Origin of the sequence: Leclercia sp. S52 (assembly GCF_039727615.1) — a bacterium.
Lineage (GTDB): Bacteria > Pseudomonadota > Gammaproteobacteria > Enterobacterales > Enterobacteriaceae > Enterobacter > Enterobacter adecarboxylatus_B.
The window spans coordinates 4,675,026-4,689,975 of sequence record NZ_CP152474.1; the positions used below are offsets into that span (position 1 = coordinate 4,675,026).

Annotated in this window: 13 protein-coding genes and 1 rRNA gene; 3 read left to right on the plus strand and 11 right to left on the minus strand. The window is 56.8% G+C overall.

Annotated features, from left to right (window positions below; genetic code table 11):
- Nucleotides 1-32: 32 nt before the first annotated feature.
- The 5 genes from AAHB66_RS22480 to pepQ form a co-directional block, all read right to left on the minus strand.
- Nucleotides 33-1,574 (minus strand): 16S ribosomal RNA (locus AAHB66_RS22480).
- A 360-nt stretch (nt 1,575-1,934) separates the two neighbouring features.
- Nucleotides 1,935-2,477 carry a menaquinone-dependent protoporphyrinogen IX dehydrogenase gene (hemG, locus tag AAHB66_RS22485; RefSeq protein ID WP_347114638.1) on the minus strand — a complete coding sequence of 181 codons (543 nt, stop codon included), beginning with the start codon at nt 2,475-2,477 and terminating at the stop codon, nt 1,935-1,937.
- Between the two features lie 13 nt (nt 2,478-2,490).
- Nucleotides 2,491-3,942, minus strand: a complete 1,452-nt coding sequence (gene trkH / locus AAHB66_RS22490; RefSeq protein WP_142487485.1) for a Trk system potassium transporter TrkH — start codon at nt 3,940-3,942, stop codon at nt 2,491-2,493.
- Nucleotides 3,943-3,982: 40 nt separating this feature from the next.
- Nucleotides 3,983-4,597, minus strand: coding sequence for an IMPACT family protein (locus AAHB66_RS22495; RefSeq protein ID WP_347114640.1), 615 nt, complete (start codon nt 4,595-4,597; stop codon nt 3,983-3,985).
- A complete protein-coding gene (gene pepQ, locus AAHB66_RS22500) occupies nt 4,597-5,928 on the minus strand; it encodes a Xaa-Pro dipeptidase (protein WP_347114641.1) in 1,332 nt (443 codons plus the stop codon). The genes AAHB66_RS22495 and pepQ overlap by 1 nt, the downstream gene beginning before the upstream one ends.
- Nucleotides 5,929-6,115: 187 nt before the next feature.
- Here pepQ and fadB point away from each other — a divergent pair, with 187 nt between their 5' ends.
- Both fadB and fadA read left to right on the plus strand, forming a co-directional pair.
- On the plus strand, nt 6,116-8,305 hold the full coding sequence (fadB, locus tag AAHB66_RS22505; protein WP_347116546.1) for a fatty acid oxidation complex subunit alpha FadB: 2,190 nt from the start codon (nt 6,116-6,118) through the stop codon (nt 8,303-8,305).
- Between the two features lie 9 nt (nt 8,306-8,314).
- Complete coding sequence (fadA, locus tag AAHB66_RS22510; protein WP_231313462.1) at nt 8,315-9,478, plus strand: acetyl-CoA C-acyltransferase FadA; 1,164 nt, start codon at nt 8,315-8,317, stop codon at nt 9,476-9,478.
- 161 nt (nt 9,479-9,639) lie between these two features.
- Here fadA and fre read toward each other — a convergent pair whose 3' ends face one another.
- Both fre and ubiD read right to left on the minus strand, forming a co-directional pair.
- Nucleotides 9,640-10,341, minus strand: a complete 702-nt coding sequence (gene fre, locus AAHB66_RS22515; RefSeq protein WP_262660751.1) for an NAD(P)H-flavin reductase — start codon at nt 10,339-10,341, stop codon at nt 9,640-9,642.
- A gap of 43 nt (nt 10,342-10,384) precedes the next feature.
- The gene (gene ubiD / locus AAHB66_RS22520; RefSeq protein WP_262660750.1) at nt 10,385-11,869 is read right to left on the minus strand and encodes a 4-hydroxy-3-polyprenylbenzoate decarboxylase; all 1,485 of its coding nucleotides are present in this window, start codon (nt 11,867-11,869) and stop codon (nt 10,385-10,387) included.
- A gap of 183 nt (nt 11,870-12,052) precedes the next feature.
- Between ubiD and rfaH the strand changes: the two genes are divergently transcribed.
- The gene (rfaH, locus tag AAHB66_RS22525; RefSeq protein WP_333854917.1) at nt 12,053-12,544 is read left to right on the plus strand and encodes a transcription/translation regulatory transformer protein RfaH; all 492 of its coding nucleotides are present in this window, start codon (nt 12,053-12,055) and stop codon (nt 12,542-12,544) included.
- Here the strand turns inward: rfaH and tatD are convergent.
- Genes tatD through tatA form a run of 4 tightly spaced genes read right to left on the minus strand, consistent with a single transcriptional unit; the run spans nt 12,541 to nt 14,914 of the window.
- Nucleotides 12,541-13,323: a 3'-5' ssDNA/RNA exonuclease TatD gene (tatD, locus tag AAHB66_RS22530; RefSeq protein WP_347114643.1), complete on the minus strand. Its 783-nt coding sequence runs from the start codon at nt 13,321-13,323 to the stop codon at nt 12,541-12,543. The genes rfaH and tatD overlap by 4 nt on opposite strands.
- Nucleotides 13,324-13,364: 41 nt before the next feature.
- A complete protein-coding gene (gene tatC / locus AAHB66_RS22535; RefSeq protein WP_347114644.1) occupies nt 13,365-14,126 on the minus strand; it encodes a Sec-independent protein translocase subunit TatC in 762 nt (253 codons plus the stop codon).
- Nucleotides 14,127-14,128: 2 nt separating this feature from the next.
- A complete protein-coding gene (gene tatB / locus AAHB66_RS22540; RefSeq protein ID WP_347114645.1) occupies nt 14,129-14,656 on the minus strand; it encodes a Sec-independent protein translocase protein TatB in 528 nt (175 codons plus the stop codon).
- A 3-nt stretch (nt 14,657-14,659) separates the two neighbouring features.
- Nucleotides 14,660-14,914 (minus strand): Sec-independent protein translocase subunit TatA, encoded by a 255-nt coding sequence (gene tatA, locus AAHB66_RS22545; protein WP_032615095.1) that lies wholly within the window; start codon nt 14,912-14,914, stop codon nt 14,660-14,662.
- Between the last annotated feature and the right edge of the window lie 36 nt (nt 14,915-14,950).

Consider the following 14,950-nt stretch of genomic DNA (forward strand, 5'->3'; position numbering starts at 1 on the left):
GTGTGAGCACTGCAAAGGCAGGTTCTTTAAGGTAAGGAGGTGATCCAACCGCAGGTTCCCCTACGGTTACCTTGTTACGACTTCACCCCAGTCATGAATCACAAAGTGGTAAGCGCCCTCCCGAAGGTTAAGCTACCTACTTCTTTTGCAACCCACTCCCATGGTGTGACGGGCGGTGTGTACAAGGCCCGGGAACGTATTCACCGTAGCATTCTGATCTACGATTACTAGCGATTCCGACTTCATGGAGTCGAGTTGCAGACTCCAATCCGGACTACGACGCACTTTATGAGGTCCGCTTGCTCTCGCGAGGTCGCTTCTCTTTGTATGCGCCATTGTAGCACGTGTGTAGCCCTACTCGTAAGGGCCATGATGACTTGACGTCATCCCCACCTTCCTCCAGTTTATCACTGGCAGTCTCCTTTGAGTTCCCGGCCTAACCGCTGGCAACAAAGGATAAGGGTTGCGCTCGTTGCGGGACTTAACCCAACATTTCACAACACGAGCTGACGACAGCCATGCAGCACCTGTCTCAGAGTTCCCGAAGGCACCAAAGCATCTCTGCTAAGTTCTCTGGATGTCAAGAGTAGGTAAGGTTCTTCGCGTTGCATCGAATTAAACCACATGCTCCACCGCTTGTGCGGGCCCCCGTCAATTCATTTGAGTTTTAACCTTGCGGCCGTACTCCCCAGGCGGTCGACTTAACGCGTTAGCTCCGGAAGCCACTCCTCAAGGGAACAACCTCCAAGTCGACATCGTTTACGGCGTGGACTACCAGGGTATCTAATCCTGTTTGCTCCCCACGCTTTCGCACCTGAGCGTCAGTCTTTGTCCAGGGGGCCGCCTTCGCCACCGGTATTCCTCCAGATCTCTACGCATTTCACCGCTACACCTGGAATTCTACCCCCCTCTACAAGACTCTAGCCTGCCAGTTTCGAATGCAGTTCCCAGGTTGAGCCCGGGGATTTCACATCCGACTTGACAGACCGCCTGCGTGCGCTTTACGCCCAGTAATTCCGATTAACGCTTGCACCCTCCGTATTACCGCGGCTGCTGGCACGGAGTTAGCCGGTGCTTCTTCTGCGGGTAACGTCAATTGCTGAGGTTATTAACCTCAGCACCTTCCTCCCCGCTGAAAGTACTTTACAACCCGAAGGCCTTCTTCATACACGCGGCATGGCTGCATCAGGCTTGCGCCCATTGTGCAATATTCCCCACTGCTGCCTCCCGTAGGAGTCTGGACCGTGTCTCAGTTCCAGTGTGGCTGGTCATCCTCTCAGACCAGCTAGGGATCGTCGCCTAGGTGAGCCATTACCCCACCTACTAGCTAATCCCATCTGGGCACATCTGATGGCAAGAGGCCCGAAGGTCCCCCTCTTTGGTCTTGCGACGTTATGCGGTATTAGCTACCGTTTCCAGTAGTTATCCCCCTCCATCAGGCAGTTTCCCAGACATTACTCACCCGTCCGCCGCTCGCCGGCAAAGTAGCAAGCTACTTTCCGCTGCCGCTCGACTTGCATGTGTTAGGCCTGCCGCCAGCGTTCAATCTGAGCCATGATCAAACTCTTCAATTTAAGTTTGATGCTCGTGAATTAAACTTCGTAATGAATTACGTATGTTCACTCAGAGACTTGGTATTCATTTATTGTCCGAAGACATTAAGAATCCATGTCACTTTGAGTGCCCACACAGATTGTCTGATAAATTGTTAAAGAGCAGTGCAACGCGGCTTTCGCTCACCGTTGCGAGGTCCCGTATAATACGTTTTCCTCTTTCAGAGTCAAGCGATTATTTCGCGCTTTTCTCTGCTGACCCGGCGGCTTGTCTGCCGTTGTTCCGTGTCAGTGGAGGCGCATTATAGGGAGTTCTTCGGCGGTGACAAGCATAAATCTCAAAAAGTTTTTCGTTCGCTTACTTTTCAATCTTTACGTTTATTAAAGCCGCGGATTGCCGGTTAATTGCGCGATTTCACGGGCGAAACTGGAGACCTGGGGCCAGTCGGTATAGACCACTTCTTTGCGTGTATCCGTTTCGCCGCCGGTCATCTTCATAATAAGACGGATCATAAAGCGATCGTACCAGCGATAGCGTGGGTAACGCAGCGCGCCGGCAAAGACGGCACAGGCAGCTGGCTTCCAGGGCGAGCTCAGCAAAAACTTACGCGTGTAGCTGTTGGTCTGCGGGGTACGCTTCTCCGCTTTACGCGCTACCAGGTTCACGGAGAAGAAAGCGCCCGGCAGGCTGTTCAGCGCTGCCGTATGCTTTTTCACAAAGCGATCCACCGCCGGATGGAAATGGCCGTAGCGTATGGAAGCGCCGATCACCACGCGGTCATACTCCTGCCACGCAATCTCTTCGGCGCGGTTCAGGTTAATGACGTCGGCATAGATGCCCTGCTCTTTTAACTCAGAAGCCAAAAAAGCGGCAATCTCGCGCGTTTGCCCGTCGCGCGTTGAAAATAGAATAAGTGTTTTCACAAATGGCTCCCTTTTATTCGCGCCAGAATGTTGGGGTAAAGAGGACCAACAGCGTAAAGACCTCAAGACGCCCGAACAGCATGTTGGCAATCAGGATCCACTTCGCGGTCGGATTCATGCTGGCAAAGTTATCTGCGACCACGCCAAGGCCGGGTCCCAGGTTATTCAGTGTGGCCACAACGGAGGCGAACGCCGAGAAGTCATCCACGCCCGTCGCGATAATCGCCAGCATGCTGACGATGAAGACCAGCGCATAGGCGGAGAAGAAGCCCCACACCGCTTCGAGAATACGTTCCGGCAGCGCGCGGTTACCCAGCTTGATGCTGTAAACCGCATTCGGGTGCACCAGACGTTTAAGCTCGCGGTTGCCCTGCTTGAACAGCAGCAGGATACGGATCACTTTCAAACCACCGCCCGTCGACCCGGCACAGCCGCCGATGAAGGCCGAACAGAGTAGCAGGACCGGCAGGAAAAGCGGCCAGCGCGCAATGCTGTCGGTGGTAAAGCCTGCGGTCGTCGCCATCGACACCACCTGGAAGAAGGCCTGGTTCAGCGTGGTGACCGCCGAAGCATAGACATCGTGTAGCCACAGCACCAGGGTGCAGATCACCACCAGCGTCAGCTGCACGCCGATAAACATGCGGAATTCCGGATCGCGCCAGTACACCTTCAGGTTACGGCCACTCAGTAAAGAGAAGTGCAGACCATAGTTACAGCCGGAGATGAGCAGGAAGACCGCAATGATGGTGTTGATCGTCGGGCTGTCAAAATAGCCGATGCTGGCATCATGGGTAGAAAACCCGCCAATCGCGATGGTGGCAAAGCTATGGCCGATAGCATCAAAGGCCGGCATCCCGGCAAACCACAGCGCCAGCGCACAGGCGACGGTCAGCAGCACATAGATGAGCCACAAGGTTTTAGCCGTCTCGGCGATACGCGGGCGCATCTTGTTATCTTTCAGCGGCCCCGGCATCTCGGCCCGGTAGAGCTGCATCCCCCCGACGCCCAGTATCGGCAGGATCGCCACGGCTAATACGATGATCCCCATCCCGCCAAACCACTGCAGCATCTGCCGGTAAAAGAGGATGGCATGGGGCAGCGAGTCCAGCCCCACCAGCGTGGTTGCCCCGGTGGTGGTCAGCCCTGAGAAGGATTCAAAGAACGCATCGGTGATGGTCAGGTTGGGCTGTTCAGAAAAGATGAAGGGCAATGCCCCCACGCTGCCCAGCACGGTCCAGAACAGCACCACGATCAGGAAGCCTTCGCGGGATTTGAGCTCCCCTTTCTCACGACGGTTAGGCCACCACAGCAGGGAGCCAATCATCAGCGCGACGAAAAAGGTCTGCGTAAAGGCCCGGCCCGCACCATCCCGATAAATAAGCGCCACCAGTCCGGGGAGGATCATCGTCCCGGAAAAGAGTATGACCAGCAATCCAACGATTCGGGTTATGGCACGAAAATGCATCTCTGCCGCTTCCTTAGGTATTCAATAAGTAAGGTGGGGATTATTCTTCAATCGGCCGTAATTGCAACGAACCACGACTAAAATCAGCCAGTTTTGCTGAGAATGCCGGAAGCGACGCCTGGGGTAGCGCCACACGCAATTGCACCGTCGCCTGGTAATCACTGTGCACAATCAGGCCCTGATACTGCTTCAGCAACGCTTCGATGCCGGATAACTGGGCGTAATCGCACAATAAAGTATATTCGGTAAGTGGCGTTTTGCGGATCGTTGTCAGATGATTCAGCGCCTGCTGGACCCCGCCGCCATAGGCCTTAACCAGCCCGCCCGTTCCCAATAAAACGCCGCCGTAGTAACGCACCACGACGGCGGTGATTTCGCCAACGCCGCTGCCCATTAACTGGGAGAGCATGGGTTTGCCCGCCGTGCCCGCCGGTTCACCATCATCCGAGAACCCCAGCTTCTGTGAATCATCAGGCGGCCCGGCCACCCACGCCACGCAGTGGTGGCGGGCGTCAGGATGTTCTGCCCGTACTGACTCAACAAAGGCTTTTGCCGCCTCCACGCCGTCGGTATGGGCCAACAGCGTGATGAAACGGCTTTTTTTGATCTCTTCCGTAAAGGTGACCGGCGCTGCCGGTATGAGCCAGCTCTCCATTACGCCAGCTTCAGATCTCGCGTCATGTTTTCCGTACCGTTTTCGTGGATCACCACGTTATCTTCGATACGGATGCCACCAAACGGCTTCAGCGCTTCAATTTTCTGCCAGTTGAAGTGCTTGCTGAACTGCCCTTCGCGCCACGGCGCCAGCAGAGACTCAATGAAGTAGATGCCCGGCTCGATGGTCAGCACCATGCGCGGCTGCAGGATGCGGGTGCAGCGCAGGTAAGGATATTTGGACGGCGCCGCCAGATGGGTACCGGTGTCATCCTGCATAAAGCCAGCGGTGTCGTGCACCTGCAGACCCAGCGGGTGGCCGATACCGTGCGGCATAAACGGCCCGGTCAGGTCGTTTTCCACCATCGCCTCTTCGCTCATATCGCTGACGATCTGATGTTTACGCAGCAGCTTCGCAATGCGCTGATGGAACTGAACGTGGTAATCCACGTAGCTCACACCGGCCTTCATGGTGGCGATCAGGGCCAGCTGTTCTTCATTCACGTCTTTGATCAGCTGGGCGAACTCGGTATCGCTGTTGCCGGCCCAGGTACGGGTCAGGTCAGCGGCATAGCCGTTGTACTCTGCCCCGGCATCCAGCAGGAAGCTGCGCATTTCGGACGGCGCGCGGTGATCGAGTTTGGTGTAGTGCAGCACCGCCGCGTGCTCATTCAGCGCCACGATGTTGCTGTACGGCACGTCGGTATCACGATGGCCGGTGGCGGTCAGGTAGGCCTGGTTAATATCGAACTCGCTCATGCCGGACAGGAAGGCTTCGTGCGCCGCACGGTGGCCGTTGACCGCCGTTTTTTGCGCTTCACGCATGCACGCCAGCTCATAGTCGGTCTTATAGGAGCGGTAGTAGTGCAGATAGTCGATCACGCCTTTCGGGTTGATGTTATCCGCAGCGATCTCCAGACCGCGCGCGCGCTCCGGTACCGGGCCAATGTAGGCAATGTTGCCGCGGGTAGCAGGTAACTGGCTGCCAATGCCGTCGGCTTTCGGCAGGGCAATCACCTCGATCTCTTCCGTCCAGAAGGAGGTCGGCAGCGGTTCCACGTTGTGCCAGTAATCCACCGGCAGGTAGAACCACAGTTTTGGCTTGTTCACGCCATCCACCAGCAACCAGCAATTGGGAACCTGGGTTACCGGCACCCAGGCTTTAAATTGCGGGTTCACCTTGAAGGGATAAGCGTGATCGTCGAGAAAGACATTAAACAGCTCGCCGGAGTGGATGAGCAAGGCATCCAGCTTAAAGCGAGCCAGTACGTCGCGGGTACGTTCCTGTAACGTAACAATGTGATTTTTATACAGCGCGGCCAGTGAGTCCATCGTTCTTCCTTTTGTTTTGACCTCAAGTCACCGCATCTTAGCACACCTCAGAAAGGCTGCGTGATCTCCGCCGAGCGTGATCAGACCTACAATTATTTAATGAGTAATTTGCATTTCATTAACACAAAACCCACACTCCGAATCATCTGGTATGACCAGATCCAATTGCTGGATTCAGGAGACCGACATGCTCTACAAAGGCGACACCCTGTACGTAGACTGGCTGGAAGGTGGCATTGCCGAACTGGTGTTCGACGCCCCCGGCTCAGTGAATAAACTGGACACCGCAACCGTGGCCAGCCTTGGCCACGCGCTGGACGTGCTTGAAAAACAAGCCGACCTAAAAGGTCTGCTGCTGCGTTCCGAAAAAGCGGCATTTATCGTCGGCGCAGACATCACCGAATTTCTCTCCCTGTTCCTGGTCCCCCAGGAGCAGCTGAGCCAGTGGCTGCATTTTGCCAACAGCGTCTTTAACCGCCTGGAAGATCTGCCGGTCCCGACCATCGCCGCGGTCAACGGCTATGCGCTCGGCGGCGGCTGCGAATGCGTGCTGGCGACCGATTACCGTCTGGCCACGCCGGATCTGCGCATCGGCCTGCCGGAAACCAAGCTGGGCATTATGCCGGGCTTTGGCGGCTCGGTCCGTCTGCCGCGCCTGCTGGGTGCCGACAGCGCCCTGGAGATCATTGCGGCCGGTAAAGACGTGGGTGCCGATCAGGCGTTAAAACTCGGTCTGGTGGATGGCGTGGTTAAGCCTGAAAAACTGCATGAAGGGGCGCTGGCCATTCTGCGTCAGGCGATCAACGGCGACCTCGACTGGAAAGCGAAGCGTCAGCCGAAGCTGGAGCCTCTGCACTTAAGTAAAATTGAAGCCACCATGAGTTTCACCATTGCCAAAGGCATGGTGATGCAGACGACGGGTAAACACTATCCGGCGCCGATCACCGCGGTGAAAACCATCGAAGCCGCCGCACGTCTGGGCCGTGACGAAGCACTGAAATTAGAAAACCAAAGTTTTGTCCCGCTGGCTCACACCAACGAAGCCCGTGCGCTGGTCGGTATTTTCCTCAACGATCAGTTCGTGAAAGGCAAAGCGAAGCAGCTCACCAAAAATGTTGAGACGCCAAAACAGGCGGCGGTGCTGGGCGCAGGCATTATGGGAGGCGGCATCGCTTACCAGTCGGCGTGGAAAGGCGTGCCGGTGGTGATGAAAGACATCAACGAGAAGTCGCTGACCCTGGGCATGACCGAAGCGGCCAAGCTGCTGAACAAACAGCTCGAACGCGGCAAAATCGACGGCCTGAAGCTCTCCGGAGTGATCTCCACTATTCACCCGACCCTGGAATACAGCGGGTTCGATCGTGTAGATGTGGTTGTCGAAGCGGTGGTCGAAAACCCGAAAGTGAAAAAAGCGGTGCTGGCAGAGACGGAAGACAAGGTCCACCCGGATACGGTCCTGGCCTCCAACACCTCCACCATCCCCATCAGCGAACTGGCCAGCGTCCTCAAGCGCCCGGAAAACTTCTGCGGCATGCACTTCTTTAACCCGGTGCACCGTATGCCGCTGGTTGAAGTGATCCGCGGGGAGAAAACCTCTGACGAGACCCTCGCCAAAGTGGTGGCCTGGGCCAGCAAGATGGGCAAAACCCCGATTGTGGTTAACGACTGCCCGGGCTTCTTCGTCAACCGCGTGCTGTTCCCGTACTTTGCCGGTTTTAGCCAGCTGCTGCGCGACGGGGCAGATTTCCGCAAGATCGACAAAGTGATGGAAAAACAGTTTGGCTGGCCGATGGGCCCGGCTTATCTGCTGGACGTGGTCGGGATTGATACCGCGCATCACGCTCAGGCGGTGATGGCGGCAGGCTTCCCACAGCGGATGCAGAAAGATTACCGCGATGCCATCGACGCTCTGTACGAATCGAACCGCTACGGGCAGAAAAACGGCCTCGGCTTCTGGCGTTATAAAGAAGACAGCAAGGGCAAACCGAAGAAAGAGGAAGACGCAGCCGTGGATAGCCTGCTGGCAGAGGTCAGCCACGCGAAGCGCGATTTCAGCGACGAAGAGATTATTGCCCGCATGATGATCCCGATGGTCAACGAAGTGGTGCGCTGTCTCGAAGAGGGCGTTATTGCCAGCCCTGCGGAAGCGGATATGGCGCTGGTGTACGGCCTGGGCTTCCCTCCGTTCCACGGCGGCGCGTTCCGCTGGCTGGATACGCTGGGCAGCGCCCGCTATCTGGATATGACGCAGCAGTATGAGCATCTCGGCGCGCTGTATCAGGCTCCGGAAGGTCTGCGTACCAAAGCGCGTAATAATGAAGCGTACTATCCCCCGGTTGAGCCTGCCCGTCCGGTTGGCGCACTGAAAACGGCTTAAGGAGTCACAATGGAACAGGTTGTCATTGTCGATGCAATTCGCACCCCGATGGGCCGTTCGAAGGGCGGCGCATTTCGTAACGTGCGCGCGGAAGATCTCTCCGCACATTTAATGCGTAGCCTGCTGGCGCGCAACCCGGCGCTGGAAGCTACCGCGCTGGACGATATCTACTGGGGCTGCGTTCAGCAGACCCTGGAGCAGGGTTTTAACATCGCCCGTAATGCGGCCCTGCTGGCGGAAATCCCGCATTCGGTACCGGCTGTCACCGTCAACCGCCTGTGCGGTTCGTCAATGCAGGCCCTGCACGATGCGGCACGCATGATCATGACCGGCGATGCGCAGGTGTGCATGATTGGCGGCGTGGAGCACATGGGCCACGTGCCGATGAACCACGGCGTCGATTTCCACCCCGGCATGAGCCGCACCGTGGCGAAAGCTGCGGGCATGATGGGCCTGACGGCAGAGATGCTCTCCCGCCTGCACGGTATCAGCCGTGAAATGCAGGACAGCTTTGCCGCCCGCTCCCACGCCCGTGCCTGGGCCGCGACGCAGTCCGGCGCATTCAAAAATGAGATTCTGCCCACCGGCGGTCACGACGCTGACGGCGTGCTGAAGCAGTTCTATTTCGATGAAGTGATCCGCCCGGAAACCACCGTTGAGGCCCTCTCGACGCTGAAACCGGCCTTTGATCCGGTCACCGGCACCGTGACGGCAGGCAGCTCTTCTGCCCTGTCCGATGGTGCGGCGGCGATGCTGGTGATGAGCGAAAGCCGTGCCCGCGAGCTGGGGCTGACGCCGCGCGCCCGCATCCGCTCGATGGCGGTAGTGGGTTGCGATCCGTCCATCATGGGTTACGGCCCGGTGCCGGCCTCTAAGCTGGCGCTGAAAAAAGCCGGGCTCTCCGCCAGCGATATCGACCTCTTCGAGATGAACGAAGCCTTCGCCGCGCAGATCCTGCCGTGCATTAAGGATCTGGGCCTGATGGATCAGATCGACGAGAAGATTAACCTCAACGGCGGTGCCATTGCGCTGGGTCACCCGCTGGGTTGTTCCGGGGCGCGTATCAGCACCACGCTGATCAACCTGATGGAACGCAAAGATGCCCAGTTTGGTCTGGCAACCATGTGTATCGGGCTGGGTCAGGGGATCGCGACGGTGTTTGAAAGGGTTTAAGGCTTAAACGTAGGCCCGATAAGCAACGCGCCATCGGGCTTTTGCCGGGGGCGCTACGCTTGCCCGGCCTACGAAAGGTATCTGGCTGCCATTAGAAACAATGGCAAAGAGAAAAGGTTTAGTTGCCGTTTTCCCGCCTGTCAGGGGCGGGTTTTTTCTTATCAGATAAACGCAAATGCGTCGCCAAACAGGCGATCTTCACGGGCGTTACGTTCGTTGCAGAACAGGTCCCGGGCAATTTTCGCCATCTCAAACCGGCCGGCAATATAGATATCGTGGTTCACCAGCGTGCCATGATCCTGCAGCACCGCCGTCAGCACGGTGCCGCTGCGACCGCGCCAGCCCTCTTCCGGCTGCTCAACCACTGGCTCAACCCGCAGGTTGGGATGGGTCACGCTCAACGCTTCCAGCTCGGAGAGATCGTAAAGATGCTTCGCTTCGCGGCCACCCCAGTAGATGGTGATGTCACGATCCGGGTTACGCGCCAGCGCCGTCAGCAGAATGGAGCGCACGTAGGAGAAACCGGTGCCGCCCGCAATCAGGATCAGTGGACGCTCTTCGTCATCGCGCAGCCAGGCTTCGCCGTGAGGAATATCAATCTCGATCTCGTTCTCTTTCAGGATGCGATCCATCACCGCCATCGCATACAGGTTGAGCTCAGACGCCCCAATGTGCAGCTCGATAAACTCTTGCTCGTCCGGCGTCGAGGCCATTGAGAAAGGGCGCTTATCCCGCTCATCCATCACCACCATTAAATACTGGCCAGCGCGGAAGGAGAACGCCGATTCAGGTACTAAACGGACGCGATATACGGTGTCGGTGATAGCGTCTACCGAAGTCACTTTACAGCTTAAGGTTGTCATTCGCTCTCTCTGTCGGGAAGTCAATAGGGCATAACGGCCGCATTCAGGCGTCTTTACCGTTATTCATTATGGCCAGTTCATCCCAGATCGCGTCAATTCGCGCAGTCACCTCAGGATCCTTTTTGATCGGACGACCCCATTCACGTTGGGTTTCGCCGGGCCATTTATTGGTGGCATCCAGTCCCATTTTTGAGCCAAGACCGGAAACCGGTGAGGCAAAATCCAGGTAATCTATCGGCGTGTTTTCAACTAACACGGTATCGCGCGCCGGATCCATACGGGTGGTAATGGCCCAGATCACGTCATTCCAGTCACGGGCGTTAACGTCATCATCGCAAACGATCACAAACTTGGTGTACATAAACTGGCGCAGGAAAGACCATACGCCCATCATCACCCGTTTAGCGTGACCCGCATACTGCTTCTTAATGGTTACCACCGCCAGGCGATAGGAGCACCCTTCCGGCGGCAGATAGAAATCAACAATTTCCGGGAACTGCTTCTGCAGGATCGGCACAAAGACTTCGTTCAGCGCCACACCGAGCACCGCGGGCTCATCCGGCGGACGACCCGTGTAGGTGGAGTGGTAAATGGCATCTTCACGCTGGGTAATGTGCGTCACGGTAAACACCGGGAAGCTGTCGATTTCGTTGTAATAGCCGGTGTGGTCGCCATACGGACCTTCCGGGGCCATCTCACCCGCCTCGATGTAGCCTTCGAGCACGATTTCGGCGCTGGCAGGCACTTCCAGATCGTTAGAAACGCATTTCACCACTTCGGTTTTGGTACCGCGCAGCAGCCCGGCAAAGGCGTATTCCGACAGGGTATCCGGCACCGGCGTGACGGCACCGAGAATGGTGGCCGGATCGGCGCCCAGCGCCACGGCAACCGGGAAGCGTTCACCAGGATGGGCCGCACACCACTCCTGGAAATCAAGCGCGCCGCCGCGATGCGACAGCCAGCGCATAATCAATTTATTCTTACCAATCAGCTGCTGACGATAGATCCCGAGATTCTGGCGCTCTTTGTGCGGACCGCGCGTCACGGTCAGACCCCAGGTGATCAGCGGGGCCGCGTCTTCGGGCCAGCACTGCATGATTGGGATACGCGTCAGATCGACCGCATCGCCTTCCAGGATTTTCTGCTGGCAGGGTGCGCCGCGCAGACGTTTGGTCGGCATATTCAGGACTTGCTTAAACTGCGGCAGCTTATCGAAGAGATCGCGAAACCCTTTTGGCGGCTCAGGCTCTTTTAAAAAGGCCAGCAGCTTACCCACTTCACGCAACGCGCTGACATCCTCCTGACCCATGCCCATCGCCACCCGTTTTGGTGTGCCAAACAGGTTGCAGAGCACCGGCATGGTATAGCCTTTCGGGTTTTCAAACAGGAGCGCTGGCCCACCGGCGCGCAGAGTGCGGTCGGCAATCTCTGTCATCTCCAGATAAGGATCGACAGGAAGGGTGATGCGTTTGAGTTCGCCCTGCTTTTCCAGCAGTTCCAGGAAGTCGCGTAGATCGTTGTATTTCATGCAGTTAGTCAAGCTCTCTCTGTAAGCGTTTCATTATACGGCGTAAGACTGCCTGATGCTGTATTTTTGTTAAATAAGCGTGAAGATTCACGGCTTCTTCTGCGTACGGCCATTATAATCAGCTTAGCGATCCCGCCAGGGTTTTGATATGCTTGCCGGCATAACAAGCGGAAAAGAGTCATTATGCAGGCCTGGTATTTACTGTATTGCAAGCGTGGGCAACTTCAGCGCGCTCAGGAACATCTGGAACGCCAGGCGGTGAACTGTCTGACGCCTGTGATCACGCTGGAAAAAATGGTTCGCGGAAAACGCACCACCGTCAGTGAACCGCTGTTCCCTAACTACCTGTTTGTTGAATTCGACCCCGAAGTGATCCACACCACCACTATTAATGCGACGCGCGGTGTCAGCCACTTCGTGCGCTTTGGCGCGCATCCGGCCACGGTGCCCTCTTCCGTGATCCACCAGCTCTCGGTCTACAAACAGCCTGAAGGCATTACCGATCCCGATACCCCCTTCTCCGGCGACGATGTAGTGATCACCGAAGGGGCCTTTGAAGGGCTGGTTGCGATTTTCGCTGAACCGGACGGTGAAGCCCGTTCCATGCTGCTGCTGAACTTACTGAATAAAGAAGTGAAGCAGAGCGTGAAAAATACCAGCTTCCGTAAAGTTTAAAAGTCGACGTCAAACAGACGACGCACGTTGTCATCCGTCTGTGCTGCCAGCCACTGCGCCTCTTCGCCGCGCCAGTGGGCGACCCGTTCCATGATATGTCCCAGATAAGCCGGTTCATTGCGTCGCGATGCCGGTTTTGGACGGAGATCGCGCGGCAGCAGATAAGGCGCATCTGTCTCCACTAGCAGACGATCGGCAGGAATGACCGGCAGCAGCTCGCGCAGCTCCAGCCCGCGTCGTTCATCGCAGACCCAGCCGGTAATCCCCAGATACAATCCACGATCCAGACAGTCTATTGCCTCCTGCCGCGTGCCGGTAAAACAGTGCAGCACCGCCCCGGGCAGTTTATCCAGCCAGGGTTCCAGCAGTGCCAGAAAGCGTTCGTGAGCGTCACGGCAGTGCATAAATACCGGCATGCCCAGCTCCGCCGCTAACGCCAGCTGGGCGCTAAAGGCATGCTCCTGTTCAGCGGGGGTCGAAAAGTTACGATTGAAGTCGAGACCACACTCACCGATAGCCACCACCTCAGGCGCTGCGGCTAAGGCCCGGAGCGTGTCGGCACTCTCTGCGGTCCACTGGCTGCTGTCGTGCGGATGTACACCCGCCGTTGACCAGCAGCGGTCGTAGCGCTGCGCCAGCTGCCGCGCCTGCTCGCTTTCGTGCAGGTTGGTACCCGTCAGCAGTAAGCCGTTAACCCCGGCGGCGGCGGCCCTGGCTACCACCTCATCGCGATCCTGGGCAAACTGCGGGCTGGTCAGGTTCAGACCGATATCAAACATACAGGCTCCCATATGACAACCGCCCTGGCGGGCGGTTGGTGTTATTCTTTTGTCTCTTCTGACTCTTCGTCGAGATCTTCACGTCGCTTACCGGTATAGAAGCGCGAGAAGAAAACGCCCACCTCAAACAGGCAATACATCGGGATCGCCAGCAGAGTTTGCGAGAAGACGTCCGGCGGCGTTAACAGCATGCCCACAACAAAGGCGCCTACCAGAATGTAAGGCCGCTTTTTGCGTAATTCATCCGGGGTGGTGATCCCCATCCAACAGAGCAGCACGATGGCAACCGGCACCTCAAACGCCACGCCGAAGGCCATAAACAGCGCCATCACAAAGCTGAGATAACTGGCAATATCAGTGGAGACCTGGACCCCTACCGGCGCGGTATTTGCCAGGAAGCCAAAGGCCAGCGGGAAGACCACGAAGTAGGCAAAGGCCATGCCGATATAAAACAGCAGCGAGCTGGAGACCAGCAGCGGGATCACCAGGCGGCGTTCATGCTTGTACAGCGCGGGGGCAATAAAGGCCCAGACCTGGTAGAGGATCACCGGCGCAGAGGCAATCAGCGACACCCAGAAGGTCAGCTTGATCGGCGTGAAGAAAGGCGACGCCACGTCGGTGGCGATCATGGTTGCCCCGAGCGGCATCTGCTTAATCAGGGGCGCAGAGACCACCTGATAGATGTCGTTGGCAAAATAGACCAGGCATAAAAAAATGAGCAAAACCGCAATAATGCAGTTCAGCAGGCGTTTACGCAGCTCGATCAGGTGCGTAATCAGCGGTTGAGTTTCATCTACTGCCATGTTTACGCTTTATCACTCGACGAGGGGGACGCGGCAGCCGCGGGTGCAGGCTTTTTCTCTGCGGGCGCTGGCGTCGGTTCTTGTTTTGGGGTCACCGGCTCGGCTGGCGCCTGTTCGGGCGCGGTAGCCTGATGCTCAGCAGTGGCAGGCGTCACGCCTTCATGCTGCGCTTCGTTATCTTTGACCAGCGGGTTGCGAATGGTATTGGCTTCATCGCTCGCTTTTTCAGGATCGTTGACGCTGTAAGAGCGCTTCATGGATTCCGCCGCTTCGCGCAGTTCGTCCATCGAGGCTTTCAGTTCCGGCGTCAGGTTTTCCATGCTCGCCTTTTCAACCTTTTTCAGGCTGTCCTGAAACTCCTGCAGCTTAAGCTCCTGGGCCAGCTCATTTTGCACCGTTGTCGCCAGCGATCGCAGCGCACGCACCCAGCCTGCAACCGTTTTTACCGCCACAGGCAGACGTTGTGGCCCCAGGACAATGAGGCCAATCACGAAGACCAGCAGCAGTTCACTAAAACCGATATCGAACACGAATTACACCTGCTCGTTATCGTGGCGTTTAGCGTTTTCCTTTTTGGCATCGTCTTGTTTATCGGCGATAGATTTAGCAGTGAAATCCGCATCCTGGCTGGATTTATCCTGCTTCTCGTCATCATCTTTGATCGCTTTCTTGAAGCCTTTGATGGACGCGCCGAGATCGGAACCGATAGAACCGAGTTTTTTGGTACCGAACAGCAGCACGACGATGACGGCAATGATCAACAATTGCCAGATACTGATACCACCCATACATCTTCCCCAGTTGTAGATGATTAATTAAGCAGG